Origin of the sequence: Kitasatospora sp. NPDC002551, from assembly GCF_040296005.1 — a bacterium.
In the GTDB taxonomy this organism is placed as follows: domain Bacteria; phylum Actinomycetota; class Actinomycetes; order Streptomycetales; family Streptomycetaceae; genus Kitasatospora.
Genome location: NZ_JBEOWI010000003.1, coordinates 98,498 through 120,862, shown reverse-complemented (window position 1 = coordinate 120,862; position 22,365 = coordinate 98,498). Strand labels below are relative to the sequence as shown.

The following is a 22,365-nucleotide window of genomic DNA, read 5'->3' as shown; positions in this document are numbered from 1 at the left end:
GTTCCACTTGGAAAAGCATTACCGGAGCCGGAAAACCCCGGCGGAACCCCTGGAACCACCGGAACCACCGGAACGACCGACAAGGAGATCACCGTGCTGGACGACGCCATGGTGGACGCTTATCTCGCCCGGATCGGCGCCGAACGGCCCGAGCGGGCCGACCTCGCCGCGCTCACCCGCCTCCAGGAGCGGCACGTGCTGTCCGTGCCGTTCGAGAACCTCGGCTACCACCTCGACGAGCCCGTCCACATGGACGAGCAGGTCCTCGACAAGATCGTCCGGCAGCACCGGGGCGGCGGCTGCTACGAGGTGAACCCGGCCTTCTCGTTCCTGCTCACCGCCCTCGGCTACCCGGTGGAGATCCTCCCCGGCCGGGTCCACCGCCCCGGCGGCACGCTCGGCGCCGCCCTGTGCCACCTCGCCCTGCGGGTCACCGCGGACGGCGAGCAGTGGCTGGTCGACACCGGCTTCGGCCGCAACAGCCGGCACCCGCTGCGGCTGGCCTCCCGCGAGGTCCAGCACGACCCGGACGGCGAGTACCGGCTGGCCGACGTCGAGGGCGGCGGCTTCGACGTGATCCTGGACGGCAAGCCGCTGTACCGGCTGGACGACCGCCCGGTGCGGATCGAGGACTTCCGCCCGACCCTGTGGTGGTACCGCACCGCGCCCGAGTCGCCCTTCCTCCAGGACGTGTTCTGCACGCTGCGCACCGAGGACGGCCGGATCACCCTCAAGGGCAACCAGCTCGCCACGCTGGCCGGCGGCGAGCGCAGCACCGAGGAGTTCGCCGGCGACGCGGCCGTGCTGGAGGCCTACAAGACCCACTTCGGCTTCAGCCTCGACCGGCTGCCCGCCCGGCCCGAGGGCGGCGTCACCGCCGGCGTCCAGACCGGATGACCGCCGTGACCGCCACCGACCCCCGCCCGGGCGCCGATCCCTCGGCGCCCCCCACCGACCCGGCCCGGCTGCCCCTGGTCTTCGCGGAGGCCTTCAACGCCGGCGACGCCCGGGCCGTGGAGCGGCTCTTCGAACCCGGCGCGGTCTTCGTCAACACCCCCGGCGACGTGGTGACCGGCGACGAGCGGCGCGCCGCCGTCGCCCGGTTCCTCGCCTTCGGCCTGCCCATCCGGATCGAGGTCCGGCACTGCTACGTGGCCGGCGACCTCGCCCTGCTGATCGGCGACTACCTGATCGCGGGCGAGGGCCCGGACGGGCCGGTCCACGACGAGGGCACCGCCACCGACGTCGCCCGGCGCGGCGCCGACGGCCGCTGGCGCTACGTCATCGACAACCCGCCCGGCACCGACCGCCTCCCCGAGGAGGGACCGCAGTGACCCCCGATCCGCTGCTCGACCTGCCGTTCGACGCCGACCCCGACCCGGACGCCTACCTGCGCGCCGCGATGCGCTGGCACTTCTCCCCGGAGACCGGCTCCCCGTTCTGGCTCTCCCGGGCCGGCTCGCTCGGCTTCGACCCGCTCACCGAGGTCACCACCCACGCCGACCTCGCGAAGTTCCCCAACCTCGCCAACGAGCTGCGCACCGCCCGGGTCGAGGACCTGCTGCCGCGCGGCTACGGCGGGAGCGCCGAGGTGGTCGGCGTCTACGAGAGCGGCGGCACCACCGGCGCGCCCAAGCGCGTCCTGCTGCTGCGCGACTGGCTGGACCGGCTGCTCGGCTGGTCCAGCGCCCAGCTCGACCTGCACGGCGTGCCGCAGGGCGTCAACTGGCTGGTCGTCGGCCCGACCGGCCCGCACATGGTCGGCGACGTCATCAAGGCGCAGACCGCCCACCGCGGCGGCCTCGCCTTCACCGTCGACCTCGACCCCCGCTGGGTCAAGAAGCTGATCTCCGCGGGCCGGGGCGAGGAGGCCGCCGCCTACGCCGAGCACATCGTCGACCAGGTCGCCTTCGTGCTGGAGACCCAGGACGTGGGCGTGCTGCTCTGCACCCCGCCGGTGCTGGAGCGGATCGCCCGCCGGGACGCCCTGGCGAAGCTGGTGGACGAGAAGGTCCGGGCGATCAACTGGGTCGGCACCCAGCTGGACCCGGACACCCGCCACCTCTACCGCACCGAGGTCTTCCCCCGGGCCGTCCTCTACAGCGGCTACGGCTCGACCATGATCCTCGGCAACGCCAGCGAGCGCCCCGGGCTGACCGACGACGACCCCTGCGTCTACGACCCCTACGCGCCGTACATGAGCTTCGGCGTGGTCGACCCGGAGACCGGGCGGACGGTCGAGTACGGCGAGCGCGGCCAGGTGGTGATGCACCACGTCTCCAAGGGTCTGCTGGTGCCCAACAACCTGGAGCGCGACCTCGCCACCCGGATCGCCGCGCCGCCCGGGCAGCCCGGCGACTCGGTCGCGGACATCGCGCCGGTCCGGGAGTTCGAGGACGAGACGGTGATCGAGGGGGTGTACTGATGACGGAGCAGCCGCGGTTCGCCCTGCTGCAGCTGGACGCGCTCGGCCCCGGGGAGCCCTACCGGGCCCGCCGGCGCACCGTGGTGGGGGACGTCACCGGCGCTCCGTTCGCCGAACTCAGCCTGGTGCCAAGGCTGTTCGTCAGCCGGGCGATGCGCGCCCTGCACGCCGCCGAGCCGCTGCCGGCCGATCGGCGGGCCGCCGCGCTGGCCCGGGCCGGGCGGATCTTCCTCACCGAGCGCATCGACGGCCTGGACCTGCCCGGCTACCAGCGGGCCGTCGCCCGGGTCTCCGGGGTGCCGATCGGGGTGGTCCGGGAGGCCGTGCGGTCCATCGCCGACTCCGCCGAGAAGGCCGGCTGGGCCGCCCGGCAGGCCCGCCCGGCCGGGGCGGTGGCCGACTGGCGGGACGACGCGACGCGCGGCGGCAGCGCGGTGTGGACCCGGCGCGGCGAGGTGTTCGCCGTCCACGCGGCCGGCAACCACCCCGGCCCGCACGGGCTCTGGCTGGAGGCGCTGGCGCTCGGCTACCGGGTCGCCGTCCGGCCCTCCCGCCGGGAGCCGCTCACCCCGCACCGGCTGGTCACCGCGCTGCGGCTGGCCGGCTTCGGCCACGACCAGGTGGTACTGCTGCCCACCGACCACGACGCCGCCGACGAACTGCTGGCCGGCGCCGACCTCGGCATGGTCTACGGCGGCGACGAGGTGGTGCGCAAGTACGCCGGCAGCACCGTGCTGCCGCAGGGCCCCGGCCGCTCCAAGATCCTGATCACCCGGGACACCGACTGGCGCGCGCACCTGGACACCATCGTCGACTCGATCGCCCACCAGGGCGGCGTGGCCTGCATCAACGCCACCGCCGTCCTGGTCGAGGGCGACCCGGCGCCGCTCGCCCGGGCGATCGCCGAACGGCTCGCCGCGCTGCCCACCCTCCCGCCGGAGGACGAGAAGGCGGTGCTCGCCGTCCAGCCGGTCGCCGAGGCCCGGGCGATCGAGGCGTACCTGCTGCGCCGCGCGGCCGGCACCCGGGCCTGGCTCGGCGGGGACGGCGTGGTGGCCGAACTCGGCGACGGCAGCGCGGTGCTGCGCCCGGCCGTGCACCAGCTGGACCGGCCGGACGCCGAGCAGGCCGGGATCGAACTCGCCTTCCCCTGCGTCTGGGTGGCGCCGTGGAGCCCGGAGGCCGGGACCGCCCCGCTGCGCGGCTCGCTGGTGCTGACCGCGCTCACCGGGGACGACGAGCTGTTCGACCGGCTGCTGCGGGAGCCGAGCATCGCCAACGTCTACCGGGGCGACCACCCGACGTACTGGATCCGGCCGGGGGTGCCGCACGACGGCTACCTCGGGGAGTTCCTGATGCGGACCAAGACCGTCATCCGCTGAGCGGATCCGGGTCCCGGAGGCGGCGAGCCCCCGGGACCCGGAAGCCCCGGATCAGGCCCGCAGCGCCCGGTCCACCAGGGCGCCGGCCGCGCCGGTGTACCCGGCCGGGTCGCACAGGCCGGCGACCTCCTGCGGGGTGAAGTGCCCGGCCAGCTCCGGCTGTTCGCCGAGCACCTCGGCCAGCGGCCGGCCCTCCCGGTCGGCGGTCAGCGAGACCTCGGTCAGCAGCTGCTTGGCCACCGCCTTGCCGAGCTCGGGCGCCAGCCGGGCGGCGATCCGCTCGGAGACCAGCTGCCCGCCGGTCAGCTCCAGGTTGGCCCGCATCCGCTCCGGGCGGACCAGTAGGCCCTCGGCCAGCTCCACCGAGGTGTGCGCGGCGCCGCCGGCCAGCCGCAGGCACTCGCGCAGCAGCAGCCACTCGGCGTGCCAGGCGCCGCCGGAGCGCTCGTCCTCGGTGACCAGGCACTGGGTCAGCCCGGCCGCGAGCACCGGCACCTGGAGCGCGGCGCTGCGCAGCAGGGTGGACAGCACCGGGTTGCGCTTGTGCGGCATCGCGGAGGAGGCGCCGCGCCCGGCGGCGGCCGGCTCGACCACCTCGCCGACCTCGGTGCGGGTCAGCGCCTGCACGTCCACCGCGATCTTGCCGAGCGCGCCGGCGGTGAAGGCCAGCGCGGCGGCCAGGTCGGCCATCGGGGTGCGCAGCGCGTGCCAGGGCAGCGCCGGGCGGGCCAGTCCGGTCTCCGCCGCGAAGGCGTCCACCAGCCGGTCCAGGTAGGCGCCGGCGTCGGCCCGCGGGTCGGGCCCGTCCAGCCGGGCGTACTCCAGGTAGCCGGCCAGGGTGCCGGCGGCGCCGCCGAGCGAGACCGGCAGCCCGTCCGCGAGCACGGCGGCGAGCCGGCGGTCGGCGTCCAGCACCAGCTGCCGCCAGCCGGCCGCCTTGAGGCCGAAGGTGGTGGGCACCGCCTGGAGGGCCAGGGTGCGGCCGGGCAGCACGGTGTCCCGGTGATCGGCGGCCAGGGCGGCGAGCGCGCGGGCGGTGCGTTCCAGGTCGGCGCGGACCAGCCGCAGCGCCCGGGCGGCGACCAGCATCGCGCCGGTGTCGAGGATGTCCTGGCTGGTCGAGCCGCGGTGCACGTACTCGGCGGCGGCCGGGTCCTCGGCGGCCACCACCGCGGCCAGCGCCTGGACCAGACCGACCACCGGGTTGGCGGTCTCCCGGGAGGCCAGTGCGAGGGCGCGGGCGTCGAAGTGCTCGGCGCGGGCGGCCCGGGTGATCGCGGCGGCCGCGGCGGGGGGCACCGTGCCGAGCCCGGCCTGGGCGCGGGCCAGCGCGGCCTCGGCGTCCAGCATGGCCTGCAGCCAGGCGCGGTCGGCCACGGCCGCCTCGACCGGGGTGCCGGCCCGTACGGGCGAGAGCAGCCCGGAGTCGGTGTCCGCCCCGGCCGCTGCGGGGTGCTGGTCGGTCATACGACGACGCCTCTCGGTTCGGTCTCGTCGGTCCGGTCGGTTCCGTCCGTCCCTCCCACCGGGAACGTCCCGGCCGTCCCGGCGGTGCCGGCGCGCGGCGCCAGGGGGGCCGCCGGCCACTCGGGGGCCGGGGAGAGCGCCAGCACCGCGCGGGCGATGGCGTCGGAGTCGCCCAGGGTGACCGAGTCGACGCCGGGGCGGATGCCGGCGGCGGTCACCCAGTGCACGGACTCGGTCGGCACGCCGTACGCGAAGCGGCGCGGGTGGGCCCGGCCGCGCGCGTCCAGCAGCCGGTAGGGCCGCTCGGTGACGGCCAGGCCGCCGGTCTGGTAGCCGCCGCCGTGCCCGCCGGGGATCCGGTAGGGGGCGCACTGCTCGGTGTCCAGCAGGTGGCGCAGCAGCGGGTCCTCGGTGCGGCGCAGGTCGGGCTCGGGCAACCGGGCCTCGACCAGGACCGAGGCCCGGACCGGCGGGCCGGGCACGGCGGTGGAGTGCGCGGTGAACGCCGGGTCGACCGGGTCGATCCGGATCTCGGTGCCGGGACCGAGGAGTTCGAGCACGCCGGCCTCGATCAGCGCGATCAGCTGCTCGATCCGCTCGACCGGCGGGCCGATGGACAGGAAGGCGTTCAGCGGGGTGTACCAGCCGTCCAGGTCGTCCCGGTAGGAGGCGCCGTCGATGCCGCCGTGGTCGACCGCCAGCCGGATCTCGTTGCGCAGGTCGCGCAGCACGTCCAGGGCGGCCTTCAGCGGGCCGCTGAGGTTGCCGGCCCGGGCCTCGGCGACGTCCCGGCGCAGGTGGTCGAGCAGCCAGCCGCGGAAGTCCGCGCGGTCGGTGAACTCCCGCCCGGCGTACGGGCGGGAGAGCCGCTCCCAGCTCCACCGCTCGTCCTGCGGGAGGCCGTACGCGTCGAGCACCGCCTGCGGGTCCTCGGCGGTCAGGAACCGGTCGGTGAAGTCCGCCCGCTCGGCGCCGCGGGCCTTGGCGGCCAGCAGCGCGCCGTAGTAGACGGCCTCCACCTCGCGGGAGACCAGCGGCCAGAGGTCGGTGGCGAAGCGCACCGGCTCGCCCCGGCGGGCGCGTTCGCGCAGCGCGGCGACCACCTCGGCGGTGAGCAGCCGCGGCAGGTGGCGCCCGTACGCGCCCTTCTCGTTCTCGCCGCGCGCGTGGTACGGGATGCCGCGCCGGGAGGTGGCGTAGAGCTTCGGCTCGGTGCCGGAGGGGTGGTAGACCAGGGCGCCGTCCACCCTCGCGAAGTGGCCGCCCCGGCCGAGCGTGAACAGCGCCATGTGGTCGAAGAAGTTGAGGCCCAGGCCGCGCAGCAGGACGGCCTGGCCCGGTCTGGTGGTGACGTGCACGTCGGCGGGGTTGGCGGGGGTGACGTAGTCGAGGTGGTGGATCCGGGCCAGGCTGGCGGTGCGCGCCTCGCGCGGGGTGAGCCGGGCGGGGACGTGGCCCTGGGCGAGCACGATGGCGTCCAGCCGGTTCAGCCGGGTGCCGTTCTCCAGCCGGACGCCCTGCGGGCCGCCGGGGAAGCCGTGCGCGTCGGCCATCGCGACCGCCCGGGAGCGGTGCACCCGGACGGTCACGGTGGGCGGGGCGGCGGCGACCACGGCCCGGAAGGCGTCGTGCAGGTACTGCCCGTAGAAGGCGCGGGTCGGATAGGTGTTCGGGCCCAGGTCGGCGGCCTCGGCCAGGGTCTGGTCGTCGTGGCGGTCCGGACGGTCCGGAGAACTGCCCTCACGGGCAAGGGACGTGGCCCATTCGTACAGGCTCGGGCCGGGTTCCACCGGGCCCTCGATCCGTACGCTGTCGTCGGTGTACACGGTGATCTGGGAGGCCACCGTGTTCATCAGGAGGTGCCGGGACTGGTCGGTGCGCCAGACCCGGCCCGCGCCGGGGGCCGCCGGGTCCACCACGTGCACGGTGACGGTGGCCCCGGCGGGCCTGGTTCGTTCGTTGGCGCAGAGTCGTTCCAGTACCGAGAGGCCGCGCGGACCCGCGCCGATGACGCAGATCTGGAGATGACGATCGATCATGCCCACGGCTCGTTATCGTAGTTGTGGTGATCTGATGATGAAAAGGTCTTGACCCCGTGCATCCAGGCCACTCGCTCGTGCAGCTCGCCCTCGGAGAGCCCGCGCAGCATCCGGTTGCGGGCCTCGGCGGCCTCGCCCGCCGGGTGCCAGAGCCTGATCGATTCCCGGGCCGCGCGCTGCACGGCCGCGGTGCGGGCGCGCCGTTCGGCGGCGAACGAGGCGAACGCCCCGGCGAGCGCGCCGGTGCCGTCGGTCAGCTCGCCGAGCAGCACGGCGTCCTCCAGCGCCTGGCAGGCTCCCTGCGCCGCGTAGTGCAGCATCGGGTGCGCGGCGTCGCCGAGCAGCACCACCCGGTCGTCGGTCCACCGCCGGACCGGGTCGCGGTCCACCAGCACCCAGGAGCGCCACCCCTCGCCGAGCGCCAGCAGCCGCCGGGCGGCCGGCGCGGTCAGGCCCGCCAGCTGCTCCGCGACGGTCTCCCCGGTGACCGGGACGTTGGCGAGCGCCTCGGTGGCACCGTTGTCCCGGGAGGCGGCCAGGTTGAGGTGGGCCCCGCCGGCGATCGGGTAGTGGACGAAGTGGCAGTGCGGGCCGGTCCACCAGGTCACCGAGGTGGTCGGCCGCAGCTCCTCGGGGACGAGGTCCATCGGGATCACCGCCCGGTAGACGGTGATGCCGGAGATCCGCGGCGCGCCGTCGCCGAGCAGCTGCGCGCGGACCGCCGAGTGGATGCCGTCCGCGCCGACCAGCGCGTCACCGGTCACCGCCCCGCCGTCCGCGAGCAGCGCGGTGACGCCCGCGGCGTCCTGCCGGTAGCCGGTGACGGCGGTGGCGGCGCGCAGCTCGATCCGCCGCTCGGCCCGGCAGGCGCGCAGCAGCAGCCCGTGCAGCTCGGCCCGGTGCACCACCACGTAGGGGTTGCCGAACCGCTGCCGGTAGCGCTCGGTGAGCGTCAGGCTGGTGACGTGCTCGCCGGTGACGCCGTCCATGAAGCGCAGTTCGGCCATGTGCACCCCGGCGGCCCGGACCGCGTCGCCGAGGCCGAGCCGCTCCAGGGCGAGGATGCCGTTCGGCGCGATCTGGATGCCCGCGCCGATCTCGGCGAACTCCGGGGCCCGCTCCAGGACCACCGCCCGGTGGCCGGCCCGGGCCAGGGCCAGCGCGGCGGCCAGTCCGCCGATCCCGCCGCCGGCCACCAGCACGGTCGCGGGTGCGTCGCGGCGCCCGCTCACCGCAGCGGCCCGTCGTCCCCGGCGGACGCCAGCCGGCGGGCCAGCTCCAGCCGTTTGATCTTGGTGGTGGCGGTGGCCGGGAGTTCGCCCAGCCGCCACTGCACCGGGTCGGCCATCGGCGGCAGGCCCGCCGCGGCGGCCCGCCAGGCGGCCGGGTCGAGCGGGCGGTCGTCCTTGGTGCAGACGACCGGGACCGGCCGCCCGTCCGGGCCGGGCACGATCACCACCTCGGCGAGTTCGGCGAGGCGGGCGAACAGGGTGTCCTCGGCGGCCAGCGTGGAGCCGAAGCCCTCGATGAGGTCGACCTCCCGGTCCAGCAGGTGCACACAGCCCCACCGGGTGCGGTAGCCGACGTCGCCCATCCGCCACCAGCCGTCCTGGACCTGCCGGTCGTAGCGGTGCTGTTCGCCGAGGTAGGTGACGATCCGGCCGTCGCTGCGGACCTCGATGTACCCCGGGTTGGCCGCCGACGGGGGCTCGCCGTTGCGGCTCACCACCCGGACGTCGGTGAAGCCGGGGAACGGCATGCCGACGCAGCGGCCGTCGGCGTCCTCTCCGCGCCGCCGGGAGAACGACCGCACCACCGCCGGGCCGACCTCGCTCTGCCCGTACAGCTGGCCGAAGACCGGGGCGCGCCGCGCGGAGGCGCCCAGCATGGTCCGCACGGTGCGCGGGTGGATCGCGTCGAAGGTGGAGGAGAACAGCTTGACGTTGGCCAGCGGGCGGCGCGGGTCCTTCGCCAACTCCTCCCACTCCATGAAGGAGTTGGGGTGCGCCTCCAGGATCCCGGGGCGCAGCCGGGCGAACAGCGCGGCGACGTGCGCGGGCCCGGAGTGCGCCAGCACCAGGATCGGGAAGCCGCGGAACAGCGAGATGGCCAGGGCGGTCACCAGCCGGGAGTGCACGAAGGAGACGTGGATCGCGATGGTCTCCCGCCCGGGGACGAGCGGGCGCAGCACGGTCGCCTGCGGGCGGTAACGGGCCTCCAGGGTGCGGCCGGTGTGCACCGCGAGCTTGGGCGTGCCGGTGGTGCCGGAGGTGTGGGTGATCAGGGTCGGGTGGTCGGGGGCCGCGGTGACCGGGGTGACCCGCGGCGTGCCGGCCAGCGAGGCCAGGGCGACGGCGCCGGGGTGTTCGCCGGAGGCCAGCAGGACGCCGCCCGCGAGGTCGAAGACCTCCGGCGGCAGCTCCTTGGCGAGCTTGGCGGCGTCGGTGACCAGGAACGGCTCGCCGGTGCGGCGCACCAGCTCGGCGACGGTCGCGCCGTCCAGCTGGGGCGAGAGCAGCACCGGGACGGCGCCGATCCGGGCGGCGGCGCAGGCGAGCAGGGTGATGTCGAAGCTGTTCGACTTGTGGACCACCACCCGGCGGCCCGGGCGGACCCCGGCCGCCCAGAGCCGGGAGGCGTGGTCGTCGACCAGGTCGGCGAGCTCGGCGACGGTGGCCCGCCGGCCCAGCTCGGGGGCGATGTCGAGGTCGTGGTCGAGGATCACCACGTTCGCGCCGTTCCGGACGGCGGCCCGCTCGAAGAGCGTGCCCAGTCGGATTCCCCGGTTGGCTATGCGCTGAAGGAGCACCGTTCCGCCCTCTCGGTGGGGTTGGGGGTCGCTGTGCTTTCAGGGGGGTGCAAGGGTTCTCAGGGGTTTTCCGGGATTTCTTCGCAGGGGGGGCTCGTGGTTCCTCAGCCCTTCTCGACGACCCGCTTGATCCGCTCCAGGGTGACGGCGAGGTCGGCCGCGACCTTCTCGCCCCACTCGGCGAAGAACCGGCGCTTCGCGTCCGGGTCCATCCCGGCGGTGATGCCGCGGATGCCCTCGGTGGCGGCGTCCATCCGGAAGTGGTGCACCAGCACGCTGCCGCCGTCGTCCGCGGCCGTGACGTCGAAGGCCCAGACGCTCTCCTGGGCCCGCCCCCCGCTGTCCCGCATGGCCCAGCGGAAGGTGCGTCCCGGCTCGGCCGCGACCACCTCGGCGTGGGTGAACCAGGTGCCGCGGACCACCGGCGCCCAGGCGACCACGTCCGGGCTGCGCAGGTTCTCGCCGCGGAACACCGAGCCGACCGCGGACGGTTCGCCGGACACCCAGGTGCCGCCCTGGCACTCCGGGCTCCACTCGCCGCTGCGGGTGAGGTCGCTGACCACGGAATAGACCTCGGCCGGGGCGGCGGAAATCCGGACCTCGGCCCGGGAACGGAAAAGGGGCGCGGTTTCTGCGGGGCTTTCTCCGATGTCTCCCATGGTCGGAATCCTGGGCGGCGGCGCGCGGGAGGGTCAAAGCCCGGCCGCCGGGTCCGTCAAGTCCGGCCGCGGACCTGACGGAAGAGCGAGGACCTACTTCAGTTCCAGGCCGAAGTGCAGGGCGGTGACCGCCATCCGGTGCGCGTGGTAGAAGCGGTGCGCGCCGTGGTTGGCCGTCCCCGAGTCCAGCTCGATCCGCACGCAGCCCGCCGCCCGGGCCCGCTCCCGGAGCACGCCGAGGAGGCGCCCGCCGATCCCCGCCGAGCGGGCCGGCGGCGCGGTCACCAGGTCCTCGACGAAGAACAGCCGCCCCCGGCTGGTGGTCAGCACCCGGTGGGTGGCCACCGCCAGGCAGCGGCCCCGCTCGTCGTACGCGGCGGTGAACACCAGCCCCTGGGCGTGCGCCTCGGCGGCGAAGGCGGCGAATCCCTCCGTCCCGAGCGCCGGGCGAAGCGCCCGGATCAGCGGGGCGACGTCCCGGTGCAGCGCGGGTTCGTCCGGCCCGACGTCGACGACGGTCAGCTCCATGTCCCGTTCCCCCTGGCGGTCGTGGTGACGCGAGGGCGAAGGCTACCGCTCGGCGCCGTACACCGCGAGGAAGGCGGTCACACCGTTGCCCACGACCTCGGCGATCCGCTCGGTGGGCATCGGGAGCGCGCCGTAGAAGGTGGGCTGGGCGACGGCGAGGAAGGTCAGCAGGTTGAGCATCCGGGCGGCCTCCGCCGGGTCCGGCACCACCAGCAGCCCGCGCTCGGCGAACTCGGTCATCCAGTGGGTCAGCACCCGGTGGGTCTCCCGCGGGCCGGCCTCCTGCCAGGCCTCCAGCAGCGCCGGGCGGATGTGCAGCGCCTCGGCCTCGATGGTGCGCACCAGTGCCCAGTGCTCGGCGAAGGTGGTGAGCGAGTCGACGCGCTCCAGGCCGAAGTCGACGAGGTCGGTGCGCAGGTCGACGATCTTGCGCAGATGGCGGTCGGCGATCCTGGCCTGGGTGGCGGCCACGGCGGTGGCGCCCTCCAGGACCACCGACTGGAACAGCTGTTCCTTGTCGGCGAAGTGGTTGTAGATGGTCCGCTTGGAGACGCCTGCCTCGGCGGCGATGGCGTCCACGCTGGTGCGGGTGAAGCCCTCGCGGCCGAACACGGTGCGCGCGGCGCGGGTGATCGCCACCCGCTTCTCCGGCATGCCGCGCTGGGCGGCGCCGGAGGCGGGGGCGGGGGTGGATCCGGCGCCGGAGACGGGGTCGGGGGCCGGGGAGGCGGGGGCGGCCGTGGCCGGCGGGGTGGTCTGGTCGGTCACGGGAAAGCCCTCCTTGCAGTGCACTACATCGTGTAGTTTACGACACAGTTGACGTGAAGCGGACTTGAAGTCCTACGCTCGACAGACGTCCGGAAGCCCCAGGAGGGAAGCGTTCCATGGCCGTTCAGCTGAACCACACGATCGTCCCGGCGCGGGACGACGAGGAGACCGCCCGCTTCCTCACCGAGGTCCTGGGCCTCGCCGCCCCGGTGCGCAGCGAGCCCTTCCTGGTCGTCCGGCTCTCCAACGACGTCGCCCTGGACGTCATGCGAGTCGGCGGACCGGTCCCCACCGGGCACTACGCCTTCCTGGTCGGCGACGAGGAGTTCGACGCCATCCTCGGCCGCGTCGAGGAGCGCGGGCTCACCTACTGGGCCGACCCGTTCCACCGTCACCCCGGCCGGGTCAACGACTGGTTCGGCGGACGCGGCGCCTACTTCGAGGACCCGAGCGGCCACAACCTGGAGATCATGACCCGCGCCTCCGCCGACAGCCGGTGAGCCGGACTGACGGAAAGTCAACTCCCTTGACGGGGAACCTGACAGAGACCGGATGCGGACGGGATTGCTCCGCCCCCGAGCGGGTTAGCCTCCCGGCATGATCGAGACCAAGGGGCCGGTGCACCGGCCGGGAGACGCCGACTACGACGCCCGACGGACCGGCTACAACCTCGCGCTGGACCACCACCCGGCCCTGGTGGTGTCCGCCGCCGACCCGGGGGACGTCTCCGCGGCCGTCCGGTACGCCGCCGCGCAGGGCCTCGCCGTCGCCGTCCGGGCCACCGGCCACGGCATCTCCGTGCCCACCGACGGCCAGCTGGTGGTCGACACCTCCGGCCTGGACGGCGTCACCGTCGACCCGGCCGCCCGCACCGCCACCGTCCGGGCCGGCGTCCGCTGGCGCGAGGTGATCGCCGCCGCCGCCGCGCACGGCCTCGCCCCGCTCAGCGGCTCCAACCCGGACGTCGGCGCGGTCGGCTACACCCTCGGCGGCGGCATCGGCCTGCTCGGCCGCCGGCACGGCTTCGCCGCCGACCACGTGCGCCGTCTGGAGGTGGTCACCGCCGACGGCCGGCACCGCACCGCGACGCCGGACACCGAGCCCGAGCTGTTCTGGGCGCTGCGCGGCGGCAAGGACAACTTCGGGATCGTCACCGAGATGGAGATCGACCTCGTCCCCTGCACCGGCCTGTACGGCGGCGGCCTCTACTTCCCCGCCGGTTCCGCGGCCGCCGCGCTGCACGGCTGGGCGGCGTGGAGCCGGACCGTCCCCGAGGCGCTGGCCACCTCCGCCCAGCTGATCCGCTACCCCGACCTGGACGCCGTCCCCGAGCCGATCCGCGGCCGGTACGCCGCCGTCCTGCGGGTCGCCTGGAGCGGTGCGGCGGGGGAGGGCGAGGAGTGGGTGCGGCCGCTGCGCGCGCTCGGCACCCCGCTGCTGGACACCGTCCGGGAGCTGCCCTTCACCGAGGCCGGCACGATCCACCACGAGCCGCCGTTCGCGCACCCCGCGTACGACCGCAACAGCGCGCTGCGGGAGTTCACCCCGGCCACCGCGGACGCCGTCCTGGAGCTCGCCGGGCCGGACGCCGGCAGCCCGCTGATCGTCGAGTTCCGGCTGCAGGGCGGCGCGTACTCGCGCGAGCCGGCCGTGCCGAACGCGGTCGGCGGCCGGGACGCCGAGTACCTCGCCTTCTCCACCGCGATGATCGGCCCGGTCGGGCTGGAGGAGCTGCGCGCCGCGCACGCCGCCCTGCACGAGCGCCTGCGGCCGTGGTCCACCGGAGGGGCGCTGGCCAACTTCTTCGGCCTGGACGACGCCGGCCCGGCCACCGTGCGCACCGCCTACCCGGAGCCGGTGCACCGGCGGCTGGCGGAGCTCAAGGCGGTGTACGACCCGGGGAACCTGTTCCGGCTCAACTTCAACATCCCGCCCGCCTCCTGATTGCATGGCCTCCTGACCTGCGGCCCTGCCCGTTCGGCCGGTCCTCCGGGGCCGGCCGCCGGCGTTCCCGGCAACGGTTCGCGGCCGACGCGGGCTCTGGTGGGGCGAGGAGGTACTCATGGGAGCCAAGAAGGCTGAGCGGGACGCGGAGTTCAACGCGTTCGTGACCGGTGCCTGGCCACGGCTGATCCGCACGGCGTTCCTGCTGACCGGGGACCGCTACCTGGCGGAGGACGTGGTGCAGACCGCGCTGGAACGGACCTACGCCGCCTGGGGGCGGGTCACCCGGGCCGACGACCCGTACGCCTACGTGCGCCGGATCGTGGTCAACGAGCACGCCCGCCGCTTCCGGCGCCGCCGGGTGCCGGAACAGCTGGTCACCGCCGTGCCGGAGCGGTCCGGCCCGGACGGCTTCGCGCGGCTGGACGACCGGGCCGCCCTGCTGGAGGCACTCGGCACGCTGCCGCCCGGGCAGCGCCAGGCGGTGGTGCTGCGCTACTGGGAGGACCTGAGCGAGAGCCAGGCCGCCGCCGCGATGGGCTGCTCGGTGGGCACGGTCAAGAGCCAGGCGTCGAAGGGCATCGCCAAGCTGCGCGAGCTCTCCTCACTCATCACCAGGACGAGCATCGGAGATGCGGCATGAACCACGACGGGACATCCGTGGAAGCGGCGGTCGAGGGCGAGGAGGAGGTGACCCGGGCGCTGTCCGGGCTGGCGGGAACGGTGGAGACGGGACCGGCGCCGTACGCGGCGGTGCTGGCCGGCGGCCGGCGGCGGGTGGTCCGGCGGCGGGCCTCCCTGGGCGGCGCGCTGGCGCTGGCCCTGGTCGCCGTGGCGGGCGGCGTCGCGGCGGTGAACGGCGGGGTGGGGCCCGGCGGTCCGGCGGCCGGCGGCGCGGCGGTGGCGGTCTCCTCCGCCGACGTCTCGGCCGTCCTGGTCCCGGGCGCCGCCCCGGCCGGGGCCCAGGGCCCCCGCGACCCGCTCGTGCCGACCCGGATCCAGGTGCTCACGGGCACCGAGGACGGCAAGCCGTGGAGCGTCTGGGCGGCCCTGTGGCCCGCCCCGGGCAAGGAGCGGATCCACGAGCAGGCCCGGCTGATCTGGGCGGAGGACGCCGCCGCGGGCTACCCCTGGCCCGCGCCGACCGAGGAGTACGTCAACCAGTACGGGACGCCGGACGCGGACCACGTGGTCTTCTACTACGTCCTGGACGGCAAGCGGCTGGCGACGCCCGCGGAGGCCCTGATCGCCCCGCCGGGCGCCCCGGTGGGCCTCACCTACGGCGGGTCGGGGGACCGCTTCGGCAAGGTCTGGCTGGGCCGCCAGGCCAAGAACGGCGAGGCCGACCCGCTGTTCCACGTCCCCAAGGCCCAGGCCGGACTGGTGCAGCCGGACGTCGCCCGCGCCGAGGTGCGGTGGACCGACGGCGTCACCGCCGAGCCCGCCGTCCTCGCCCTGGGCGACTCCGAGGCGCGCTGGATCGCCGTCGCCAAGCGCGGCATCCCGGCCGAGCTGCGCCTCTACGCCGCCGACGGCTCGCTGATCGCCACCGACGGGAAGTGGCTGGACAGCTGACCCCCACCGGCCCGGTGACACGGAGAAGGCCCCGGAGAGTTCGCTCTCCGGGGCCTTCTCCGGTGCGGTCTCCGGGTTCGCGGGGGAGACCGGCCCGACGGCGACCCGCGGCGAGCCCGGCCGGGACCGGCCGGGACCGGCAGCCGGCCGTCCGCCGTGCCGTTGGCGTCGGCGGACACGAAAAAGCCCCCGAAGCGAACTGCTTCGAGGGCATCGTGCCTTTTCGGGCTCCTGTGGCCAGGGCCGGGGTCGAACCGGCGACCTTCCGCTTTTCAGGCGGACGCTCGTACCAACTGAGCTACCTGGCCGTACTGCACCGTCTCTTGCGAGACGAGCGATCCCGACGGGACTTGAACCCGCGACCTCCACCTTGACAGGGTGGCGAGCTAACCAACTGCTCCACGGGACCTCGGAGTGGCGAACCACTTCAGGGTCTTTCGGTCATGCACTTTACTACGGTACTGCGTGCCCCCAACGGGATTCGAACCCGTGCTACCGCCTTGAAAGGGCGGCGTCCTGGGCCACTAGACGATGAGGGCTTGCGGCCTGTCCGGCTGTTTCCAGCGTTCGGGGACGTCGAGAAGCATATGGGATGCGGGGCCGAACGCCAAAACGGGTTTCGGCCGGGCGGGCGGCGGGGGTCAGGACCAGCCCAGTTCGTCGAGCTCGTGGTCGTCGAAGCCGAAGTGGTGGGCGACCTCGTGGATGACCGTGGTGCGGACCTCCTCGACGACCTGCTCGCGGTCCTCGCACAGGCGCAGGGTCGGGCCGCGGTAGACGATGATCCGGTCCGGCAGGACGCCCGCGTACCACTCGCCGCGCTCGGTGAGCGGGGTGCCCTCGTAGAGGCCGAGCAGCTCGGGGTCGGCGGGGTCGGGCTCGTCCTCGACGAAGACGGCGACGTTGTCCATCATCGCCGCGAGCTGCGGCGGGATCCGGTCGAGCGCGTCCGCGACCAGTACCTCGAATTCTTCCCGGGTCATCTCCACCGGTTCATTGTCGGGTCTGCGGTGACGGCGTGCCAGGCGGTCGGGGGCGGTGTTTCATGGGTCTGTGGCGACCTCGGAGGACCTTGTGGCGGACGGCGCGGCGGCCGGCGCGCGGCGGCGGCGACGGCCGCCGGTGCTGCGCGGGCAGGGGCCGGCGGTGGCGGTGGTGGCCGCGGGCGGGGCGCTGGGGGCGACCGCCCGGTACGGCGCGGGCCTGGTCTGGACGACCGGGCCGTCGGCGTTCCCGTGGACGACGCTGCTGGTGAACGTGGTGGGGTGCGCCGTGATCGGGGTCTTCCTGGTGGTGGTCACCGAGGGCCGGCCGGCCCGTCCGCTGCTGCGGCCGTTCTTCGGCACCGGCGTGCTGGGCGGCTTCACGACCTTCTCGACGTACGCGGTGGACGTCCGCCGGCTGCTGGTGGAGGGGCGGCCGGGGCCGGCCGTGGCGTACCTGGGGCTCACCCTGGTGGCGGCGATGGCGGCGGTCTGGGCGGCGGCCGCGGTGACGCGCCGTCTGCTGGTGCGCGGGGCCGGGAGGCCGGTGTGACGGGTGCGGCGGAGCCCCGGCCGGGCGGTCCGGCGCTGCGGCTGACCGTGCTGGTCGGCGAGAACGACCGCTGCCGCCACCGCCCGCTGTACAGCGAGATCGTGCACCGGGCGCGGGCGGCCGGGCTGGCCGGGGCGAGCGTGTTCCGGGGGGTCGAGGGGTTCGGCGCGTCCTCGATGGTGCACACGGCGCGGCTGCTGTCGCTGAGCGAGGACCTGCCGGTGGCGGTGGTGGTCGTGGACACCGAGGAGCGGGTGCGGGCGTTCCTGCCCGAGCTGGAGGAGCTGGCGGTGGAGGGGCTGGTGACCCTGGAGCGGTGCGAGGTGGTCCGGTACGCCGGGCGCCCGGCCGGCGGCGGCGCGGCGGCGGGGGAGGGCGGGGCGTGAACTGGCTGCTGGTGGTGGCCGGCGCGGTGGTCGGCGCGCCGTTGCGGTACCTGACCGACCGGGCGGTGCAGTTCCGGCACGACTCGGTGTTCCCGTGGGGGACCTTCGTGGTGAACGTGTCCGGCTGCCTGGTCCTCGGGCTGGTGACCGGGGCGGTGGCGGCCGGGGCCGCGTCCTCGCAGGTCCAGCTGCTGCTCGGGACCGGGCTGTGCGGGGCGCTGACCACGTACTCGACCTTCTCGTACGAGACGCTGCGGCTGGCGCAGGGCGGGGCCGGGCGGTACGCGGTGGCGAACGCGGCCGGCAGCGTCGCGGCGGGCCTGGCGGCGGTGTACGCGGGCGCGGAGCTGGCCGCGGCGCTCTGGGGCTGAGCGCGGCCGGGCCGGGCGCGGCGGTCCGGTGCCCGTCCGGGTGCTTCCGGTGCCCCACCCGTGTCCGCGCGCCCCCGGCGGCCGTTGGACACCCGCAAGGGTGGCCGTGCGCGGTGGGTGGGCGGCCCGGGCGGGGCGGGTGCAGGAGAGGGACTCGGTGGCGGCGATGCGTGCGGTGCGGGTGGTGCGTGCGGTGACGGAGCGCGAAACGGCGGTGGTCCGCAGCGCGGTGCTGCGCGGCGCGGCGGTTCTGGCGGTGGCGGGGCTGGGGCTGACCGGCTGCATGTCGGTCGGGCCGGGTGCGGACGAGAAGCACGGCACGGTGCCGGTCGGCCAGGCCGGGACGCCGACCAGGCCGGGGGCGACCGCGTCGGCCTCGCCGAGCGGCGGGGCGCACCAGGGGGGTGCGGCCGGGCGCTCGGAGCCCCGGGCGGCGGGCGTGCAGGCCCAGGGCGCGTCGACCGGCGGGCTGAACGCGGCCCGCGGTGAGGCGGCCGGTGGCGCGAACGGCGCGGCGGGCGCGGGCGGCGGCAACGGGGCGGGCGGGGTGAACGGCGCGCCCACCGGCGCGGAGCCCGTGGCGGCGGAGGCCCCCGGCGAGGCCGCGCCCGGCGCGCCCGGCAGTGCGGGGGGCGCGAACGCCAGCCCCGCGCCCCGTCCGGGCACCGGGGGCGCCGCCACGGGCGGCTCGGGCGGCCCGGGCGGGGGTGCGGCGGGCGGCGGCGGTACGGGCGGCCCCGGCGGCCCCTCGGGCGGTGCCGGGTCCACCGGGGGCGGCGGTACGGGTTCCGGCGGCACGACGACGGCCGCCCCGGCGGCCAGCCCCACCGGGCGCCCCTCCTCGGAGCCCGGCCACACCACGCCCGCCCCGACCGCCACCACGGCGCCGGAGCCGACCCCCGCCCCGAGCGCCACGGTGCCCTCCAGCCCGGGGGCGCCGAGTGGCCACTGAGCGCCGATCCCCAGCCTGGCCAGCGCGTTTGCCTCCGATCCCGAGGGTCGTCTATGGTGGTAGATCGTTCGTTTGATCCATTTGACTGGCGCCCTACTCCCATCTGGCGCCCTTGGCGCGTTCCGGCGATCCGTGGCTGACCGCATAGAGGCGGTTGTGAAACAGAACCCCGGACTTTGGCGCGTGCCACTTCCGGAAGGTTTTGCATGTCTCTCGTTGACGACGCCCGCTTCGCCATGCCCGCGAGCGAGTCCGCCGCCGATGCCACCACCACCGTTCCCGCCGAGGCCGACGCCGAGCTGATCGCCGCCGTCGACGCCGTCGAGGACACCGACACCGACACCGACACCGTCGAGTCGGCCGAGTCCGTCGAGGACTCCACCGACGCCGACGAGGCCGCCGACGCCGAGCCGACCATCACGTTCGGCGACCTGGGCCTGCCGGACGAGGTCGTCCGCGCCCTCGCCAAGCGCGGCGTCACCACCCCGTTCCCGATCCAGGCCGCGACCATCCCGGACGCCCTGGCCGGCAAGGACGTGCTGGGCCGCGGCCGCACCGGCTCCGGCAAGACCCTCAGCTTCGGCCTGCCGCTGCTGACCCGCCTCGCCGACGGCGAGCGCACCCGCGCCAAGCACCCGCGCGGCCTGATCCTGGTCCCGACCCGCGAGCTGGCCATGCAGGTCGCCGACGCCCTGGAGCCGTTCGGCTCGGTCCTCGGCCAGCGCCTCAAGGTGGTCTGCGGCGGCACCTCGATGTCGAACCAGATCTACGCGCTGGAGCGCGGCGTCGACGTCCTGGTCGCCACCCCGGGCCGCCTGCGCGACCTGATCAACCGCGGCTCGGCCAAGCTGGACGACGTCCAGGTCGCCGTCCTCGACGAGGCCGACCAGATGGCCGACATGGGCTTCCTGCCCGAGGTCACCGAGATCCTCGACCAGGTGCCGGCCGGCGGCCAGCGCCTGCTGTTCTCCGCCACCCTGGAGAACGAGATCGACACCCTGGTGAAGCGCTACCTGAACAGCCCGGTCACCCACGAGGTCGACCCGTCGGCCGGCGCCGTCACCACCATGACCCACCACATCCTCGTGGTGAAGCCCAAGGACAAGGCGCCGATCACCAACGCGATCGCCGCCCGCAAGGGCCGCACGATCATCTTCGTCCGCACCCAGATGGGCGCCGACCGCGTCGCCGAGCAGCTGGTCGAGGCCGGTGTGAAGGCCGACGCGCTGCACGGCGGCATGACCCAGGGCGCCCGCACCCGGGTGCTCGGCGACTTCAAGGACGGCTACGTCAACGTCGTCGTCGCCACCGACGTCGCCGCGCGCGGCATCCACGTCGACGGTATCGACCTGGTGCTCAACGTCGACCCGGCCGGCGATCACAAGGACTACCTGCACCGCTCGGGCCGTACCGCCCGCGCCGGCCGCTCCGGCACCGTCGTCACCCTGGTGCTGCCGCACCAGCGCCGCGGCGTCTTCCGCCTGATGGAGGACGCGGGCGTCGAGGCCAGCCGCCACATCCTGGACCACGCCTTCGACGCCGAGGTGGCCCGGATCACCGGCGCCCGCTCGCTGGTCGAGGTCCAGGCGGAGAGCGCGGCCAACATCGCCGGCGCCGCCGAGCGCGAGGTCGCCGACATGACCCGCCAGCTGGAGCGCGCCCAGCGCCGCGCCGCCGAACTGCGCGACGAGGCCGACCGCCTGACCGCGCGTGCCGCGCGCGAGCGGGCCGAGCTGGGCATCGAGGACGAGGCCCCGGCCGCCGAGGCCGAGACCGAGGGTGCCGCCGCCGACGAGGCCGCCGCCCCGGTGGCCGCCGCCGAGCCGGCCGCCCCGGTGGCCGAGGAGCGCGCGCCGTCGTACCGCGAGGCGCGCACCGAGCGCCCGTCGTTCAACCGCGACCGTGACGACCGCGGTGGCCGCTCCTTCAACCGGGACCGTGACGACCGCGGTGGCCGTTCCTTCGGCCGGGACCGTGACGACCGTGGTGGCCGCTCGTTCGGTGACCGTGACCGCGGTGGTTTCAACCGGGACCGTGACGACCGTGGTGGCCGCTCGTTCGGTGACCGTGACCGCGGTGGTTTCAACCGGGACCGTGACGACCGCGGCGGCCGTTCCTTCGGTGACCGTGACCGCGGTGGTTTCAACCGGGACCGTGACGACCGTGGTGGCCGTTCCTTCGGTGACCGTGACCGCGGTGGTTTCAACCGGGACCGTGACGACCGTGGTGGCCGTTCCTTCGGTGACCGTGACCGCGGTGGCTTCAACCGGGACCGTGACGACCGCGGCGGCCGTTCCTTCGGCGACCGTCCGGCCCGTTCCTTCGGCGACCGCGACCGTTCCTTCGGCCGGGACCGTGACGAGCGCGGCGGCAGCAACAACCGTCCGTTCGCCCGCCGCGACGACCACCGCTCCGGCGGCCGTCCGCAGTCCGGTGGCTTCAACCGGGACCGTGACGACCGCGGTGGCCGCTCCGGTGGCTTCAACTCCGGCTTCAACCGCGACGACCGCAAGCCGCGTTGGAAGAACTGACGCCGCTTAGCACCTGACGCACCCGCGACGGGCCCGTTCCACTTCGGTGGGGCGGGCCCGTCGCCGTTGGCGCCGACGCTGTTGTTCTACAACCGAGAATAACCAGTGGCGCGGCGCGCCCGCCGTCGCCTACGGTCGGCGGCATGAGCAGCAGACTGCGTGATGTGGCGACGGTGAACGAGGGCATCGCCGAACGGGGGAGCTATCGCGCGACCGGGGGCGAACTCGTCGAGGTGGCCGAACAGCTGGCGGCGGCGCGGGCCGGCACGGTGTCCTACGGCCCGGCCGCGCTGGACGCCCTGGTCGCGGCGGGCGGGCCCGGTCCGACGGCGGGCCCCGTCGAGGTGACGGCCGAGGGGAGCATTCAGGCAGCCCGCCGGCTGGTCGAGGCGGGCGCCGGGACGGTCGGGGTGCTCAACTTCGCCTCCGCGCGCAACCCCGGCGGCGGCTACCTGCGCGGCGCCCGCGCCCAGGAGGAGGACCTCTGCCGCAGCGCCCTGCTGTACACCTGCCTGCTGGAGGCACCGGACTACTACGAGGCGCACCGGGCCTCCACCGACCTCCGGTACGGCCACCGGGTGATCGTCTCGCCCGGGGTGCCGGTGGTCCGGGGCGAGGACGGCGGGCTGCTGGCGCGGCCCTACGGCGTGACGTTCCTGACCTCGCCCGCGCCGAACGCGGGCCAGCTGACCCTGCGCACCCCCGGGGGCGTGGACGTCCGGGGCGTGCTCGCCGAGCGGGCCGAGCGGGTGCTCGCGACGGCGGCCCGGCACGGGGTGCGCGCGCTGGTGCTCGGGGCGTGGGGCTGCGGGGTGTTCCGCAACGACCCGGCCGAGGTCGCGGAGGCCTTCGAGTACGCGCTGGCCCGCCACGGCGCGGCCTTCGACCGGGTGGTCTTCGCGGTCTGGGACCGGACGCCGGTCTCGCCGAACCGGGCCGCCTTCGAGGCCCGGTTCGGCGGGTAGGGCCACCGCCCGGCGCGCGCGGAGCCTG

At 75.3% G+C, this 22,365-nt stretch carries 22 protein-coding genes and 3 tRNA genes; 14 read left to right on the top strand and 11 right to left on the bottom strand.

Annotation, left to right across the window (positions count from 1 at the left end; translation table 11 throughout):
• Positions 1 to 93: 93 nt before the first annotated feature.
• The 4 genes from ABT093_RS04505 to ABT093_RS04490 are packed head-to-tail and all read left to right on the top strand — an operon-like array spanning position 94 to position 3,807.
• The gene (locus ABT093_RS04505) at positions 94 to 897 is read left to right on the top strand and encodes an arylamine N-acetyltransferase family protein (RefSeq protein WP_350560287.1); all 804 of its coding nucleotides are present in this window, start codon (positions 94 to 96) and stop codon (positions 895 to 897) included.
• The gene (locus ABT093_RS04500) at positions 894 to 1,334 is read left to right on the top strand and encodes a YybH family protein (RefSeq protein WP_502884119.1); all 441 of its coding nucleotides are present in this window, start codon (positions 894 to 896) and stop codon (positions 1,332 to 1,334) included. Before ABT093_RS04505 ends, ABT093_RS04500 begins: the two co-directional genes overlap by 4 nt.
• Positions 1,331 to 2,425, top strand: a complete 1,095-nt coding sequence (locus ABT093_RS04495) for an AMP-binding protein (RefSeq protein ID WP_350560283.1) — start codon at positions 1,331 to 1,333, stop codon at positions 2,423 to 2,425. The genes ABT093_RS04500 and ABT093_RS04495 overlap by 4 nt, the downstream gene beginning before the upstream one ends.
• Positions 2,425 to 3,807, top strand: coding sequence for an aldehyde dehydrogenase family protein (locus tag ABT093_RS04490; protein ID WP_350560281.1), 1,383 nt, complete (start codon positions 2,425 to 2,427; stop codon positions 3,805 to 3,807). Before ABT093_RS04495 ends, ABT093_RS04490 begins: the two co-directional genes overlap by 1 nt.
• A 51-nt stretch (positions 3,808 to 3,858) precedes the next feature.
• Here the strand turns inward: ABT093_RS04490 and ABT093_RS04485 are convergent, their stop codons facing one another.
• From ABT093_RS04485 to ABT093_RS04455, 7 genes are all read right to left on the bottom strand, one after another.
• The gene (locus tag ABT093_RS04485) at positions 3,859 to 5,274 is read right to left on the bottom strand and encodes a nitrosuccinate lyase (RefSeq protein WP_350560279.1); all 1,416 of its coding nucleotides are present in this window, start codon (positions 5,272 to 5,274) and stop codon (positions 3,859 to 3,861) included.
• The gene (locus ABT093_RS04480) at positions 5,271 to 7,313 is read right to left on the bottom strand and encodes an FAD/NAD(P)-binding protein (RefSeq protein ID WP_350560277.1); all 2,043 of its coding nucleotides are present in this window, start codon (positions 7,311 to 7,313) and stop codon (positions 5,271 to 5,273) included. The genes ABT093_RS04485 and ABT093_RS04480 overlap by 4 nt, the downstream gene beginning before the upstream one ends.
• Positions 7,310 to 8,545 (bottom strand): FAD-dependent monooxygenase, encoded by a 1,236-nt coding sequence (locus ABT093_RS04475; RefSeq protein ID WP_350560275.1) that lies wholly within the window; start codon positions 8,543 to 8,545, stop codon positions 7,310 to 7,312. The genes ABT093_RS04480 and ABT093_RS04475 overlap by 4 nt, the downstream gene beginning before the upstream one ends.
• Complete coding sequence (locus tag ABT093_RS04470) at positions 8,542 to 10,122, bottom strand: class I adenylate-forming enzyme family protein (protein WP_350560273.1); 1,581 nt, start codon at positions 10,120 to 10,122, stop codon at positions 8,542 to 8,544. The genes ABT093_RS04475 and ABT093_RS04470 overlap by 4 nt, the downstream gene beginning before the upstream one ends.
• Positions 10,123 to 10,226: 104 nt before the next feature.
• Positions 10,227 to 10,781 (bottom strand): SRPBCC family protein, encoded by a 555-nt coding sequence (locus ABT093_RS04465; protein WP_350560271.1) that lies wholly within the window; start codon positions 10,779 to 10,781, stop codon positions 10,227 to 10,229.
• A 93-nt stretch (positions 10,782 to 10,874) separates the two neighbouring features.
• Positions 10,875 to 11,309: a GNAT family N-acetyltransferase gene (locus ABT093_RS04460; protein ID WP_350560269.1), complete on the bottom strand. Its 435-nt coding sequence runs from the start codon at positions 11,307 to 11,309 to the stop codon at positions 10,875 to 10,877.
• A gap of 42 nt (positions 11,310 to 11,351) precedes the next feature.
• Positions 11,352 to 12,077, bottom strand: a complete 726-nt coding sequence (locus tag ABT093_RS04455) for a TetR/AcrR family transcriptional regulator (protein ID WP_350560267.1) — start codon at positions 12,075 to 12,077, stop codon at positions 11,352 to 11,354.
• Between the two features lie 116 nt (positions 12,078 to 12,193).
• Between ABT093_RS04455 and ABT093_RS04450 the strand changes: the two genes are divergently transcribed.
• The 4 genes from ABT093_RS04450 to ABT093_RS04435 all read left to right on the top strand — a co-directional run bounded on the left by ABT093_RS04450 (position 12,194) and on the right by ABT093_RS04435 (position 15,596).
• Complete coding sequence (locus ABT093_RS04450) at positions 12,194 to 12,577, top strand: VOC family protein (protein ID WP_350560265.1); 384 nt, start codon at positions 12,194 to 12,196, stop codon at positions 12,575 to 12,577.
• 97 nt (positions 12,578 to 12,674) lie between these two features.
• Positions 12,675 to 14,021, top strand: coding sequence for an FAD-binding oxidoreductase (locus tag ABT093_RS04445; RefSeq protein ID WP_350560263.1), 1,347 nt, complete (start codon positions 12,675 to 12,677; stop codon positions 14,019 to 14,021).
• Between the two features lie 118 nt (positions 14,022 to 14,139).
• Positions 14,140 to 14,664: a SigE family RNA polymerase sigma factor gene (locus ABT093_RS04440; protein WP_350560261.1), complete on the top strand. Its 525-nt coding sequence runs from the start codon at positions 14,140 to 14,142 to the stop codon at positions 14,662 to 14,664.
• Positions 14,661 to 15,596: a hypothetical protein gene (locus ABT093_RS04435; RefSeq protein WP_350560259.1), complete on the top strand. Its 936-nt coding sequence runs from the start codon at positions 14,661 to 14,663 to the stop codon at positions 15,594 to 15,596. Before ABT093_RS04440 ends, ABT093_RS04435 begins: the two co-directional genes overlap by 4 nt.
• Before the next feature lie 234 nt (positions 15,597 to 15,830).
• Here the strand turns inward: ABT093_RS04435 and ABT093_RS04430 are convergent.
• The 4 genes from ABT093_RS04430 to ABT093_RS04415 form a co-directional block, all read right to left on the bottom strand.
• Positions 15,831 to 15,904, bottom strand: a tRNA-Phe gene (locus ABT093_RS04430).
• A 27-nt stretch (positions 15,905 to 15,931) separates the two neighbouring features.
• A tRNA-Asp gene (locus ABT093_RS04425) sits at positions 15,932 to 16,005 on the bottom strand.
• A 57-nt stretch (positions 16,006 to 16,062) separates the two neighbouring features.
• A tRNA-Glu gene (locus ABT093_RS04420) sits at positions 16,063 to 16,135 on the bottom strand.
• Positions 16,136 to 16,237: 102 nt separating this feature from the next.
• The gene (locus ABT093_RS04415; RefSeq protein ID WP_350547852.1) at positions 16,238 to 16,579 is read right to left on the bottom strand and encodes a metallopeptidase family protein; all 342 of its coding nucleotides are present in this window, start codon (positions 16,577 to 16,579) and stop codon (positions 16,238 to 16,240) included.
• A 70-nt stretch (positions 16,580 to 16,649) separates the two neighbouring features.
• On the opposite strand from ABT093_RS04415, the gene crcB (ABT093_RS04410) reads away from it, so the two are divergent.
• The 6 genes from crcB (ABT093_RS04410) (at position 16,650) to ABT093_RS04385 (ending at position 22,337) form a co-directional block, all read left to right on the top strand.
• On the top strand, positions 16,650 to 17,132 hold the full coding sequence (crcB, locus tag ABT093_RS04410) for a fluoride efflux transporter CrcB (protein ID WP_502884118.1): 483 nt from the start codon (positions 16,650 to 16,652) through the stop codon (positions 17,130 to 17,132).
• Positions 17,129 to 17,518: a DUF190 domain-containing protein gene (locus ABT093_RS04405; protein WP_350560257.1), complete on the top strand. Its 390-nt coding sequence runs from the start codon at positions 17,129 to 17,131 to the stop codon at positions 17,516 to 17,518. Before crcB (ABT093_RS04410) ends, ABT093_RS04405 begins: the two co-directional genes overlap by 4 nt.
• Complete coding sequence (gene crcB, locus ABT093_RS04400) at positions 17,515 to 17,889, top strand: fluoride efflux transporter CrcB (protein WP_350560255.1); 375 nt, start codon at positions 17,515 to 17,517, stop codon at positions 17,887 to 17,889. The genes ABT093_RS04405 and crcB (ABT093_RS04400) overlap by 4 nt, the downstream gene beginning before the upstream one ends.
• A 157-nt stretch (positions 17,890 to 18,046) precedes the next feature.
• Positions 18,047 to 18,841 (top strand): hypothetical protein, encoded by a 795-nt coding sequence (locus tag ABT093_RS04395; protein WP_350560253.1) that lies wholly within the window; start codon positions 18,047 to 18,049, stop codon positions 18,839 to 18,841.
• A gap of 206 nt (positions 18,842 to 19,047) precedes the next feature.
• A complete protein-coding gene (locus ABT093_RS04390) occupies positions 19,048 to 21,372 on the top strand; it encodes a DEAD/DEAH box helicase (RefSeq protein WP_350560251.1) in 2,325 nt (774 codons plus the stop codon).
• A gap of 143 nt (positions 21,373 to 21,515) precedes the next feature.
• Positions 21,516 to 22,337, top strand: coding sequence for a TIGR02452 family protein (locus tag ABT093_RS04385; RefSeq protein WP_350560249.1), 822 nt, complete (start codon positions 21,516 to 21,518; stop codon positions 22,335 to 22,337).
• Positions 22,338 to 22,365 lie beyond the last annotated feature (28 nt).

Bases quoted from the DNA above. Each gene is read 5' to 3' on its own strand.
- ABT093_RS04500 (WP_502884119.1), top strand. From the start codon at position 894: ATGACCGCCGTGACCGCCACCGACCCCCGCCCGGGCGCCGATCCCTCG.
- ABT093_RS04435 (WP_350560259.1), top strand. From the start codon at position 14,661: ATGAACCACGACGGGACATCCGTGGAAGCGGCGGTCGAGGGCGAGGAG.
- ABT093_RS04445 (WP_350560263.1), top strand. From the start codon at position 12,675: ATGATCGAGACCAAGGGGCCGGTGCACCGGCCGGGAGACGCCGACTAC.
- ABT093_RS04440 (WP_350560261.1), top strand. From the start codon at position 14,140: ATGGGAGCCAAGAAGGCTGAGCGGGACGCGGAGTTCAACGCGTTCGTG.
- ABT093_RS04485 (WP_350560279.1), bottom strand. From the start codon at position 5,274: ATGACCGACCAGCACCCCGCAGCGGCCGGGGCGGACACCGACTCCGGG.
- ABT093_RS04450 (WP_350560265.1), top strand. From the start codon at position 12,194: ATGGCCGTTCAGCTGAACCACACGATCGTCCCGGCGCGGGACGACGAG.
- ABT093_RS04390 (WP_350560251.1), top strand. From the start codon at position 19,048: ATGTCTCTCGTTGACGACGCCCGCTTCGCCATGCCCGCGAGCGAGTCC.
- ABT093_RS04490 (WP_350560281.1), top strand. From the start codon at position 2,425: ATGACGGAGCAGCCGCGGTTCGCCCTGCTGCAGCTGGACGCGCTCGGC.
- ABT093_RS04480 (WP_350560277.1), bottom strand. From the start codon at position 7,313: ATGATCGATCGTCATCTCCAGATCTGCGTCATCGGCGCGGGTCCGCGC.
- ABT093_RS04415 (WP_350547852.1), bottom strand. From the start codon at position 16,579: ATGACCCGGGAAGAATTCGAGGTACTGGTCGCGGACGCGCTCGACCGG.
- ABT093_RS04465 (WP_350560271.1), bottom strand. From the start codon at position 10,781: ATGGGAGACATCGGAGAAAGCCCCGCAGAAACCGCGCCCCTTTTCCGT.
- ABT093_RS04460 (WP_350560269.1), bottom strand. From the start codon at position 11,309: ATGGAGCTGACCGTCGTCGACGTCGGGCCGGACGAACCCGCGCTGCAC.
- ABT093_RS04385 (WP_350560249.1), top strand. From the start codon at position 21,516: ATGAGCAGCAGACTGCGTGATGTGGCGACGGTGAACGAGGGCATCGCC.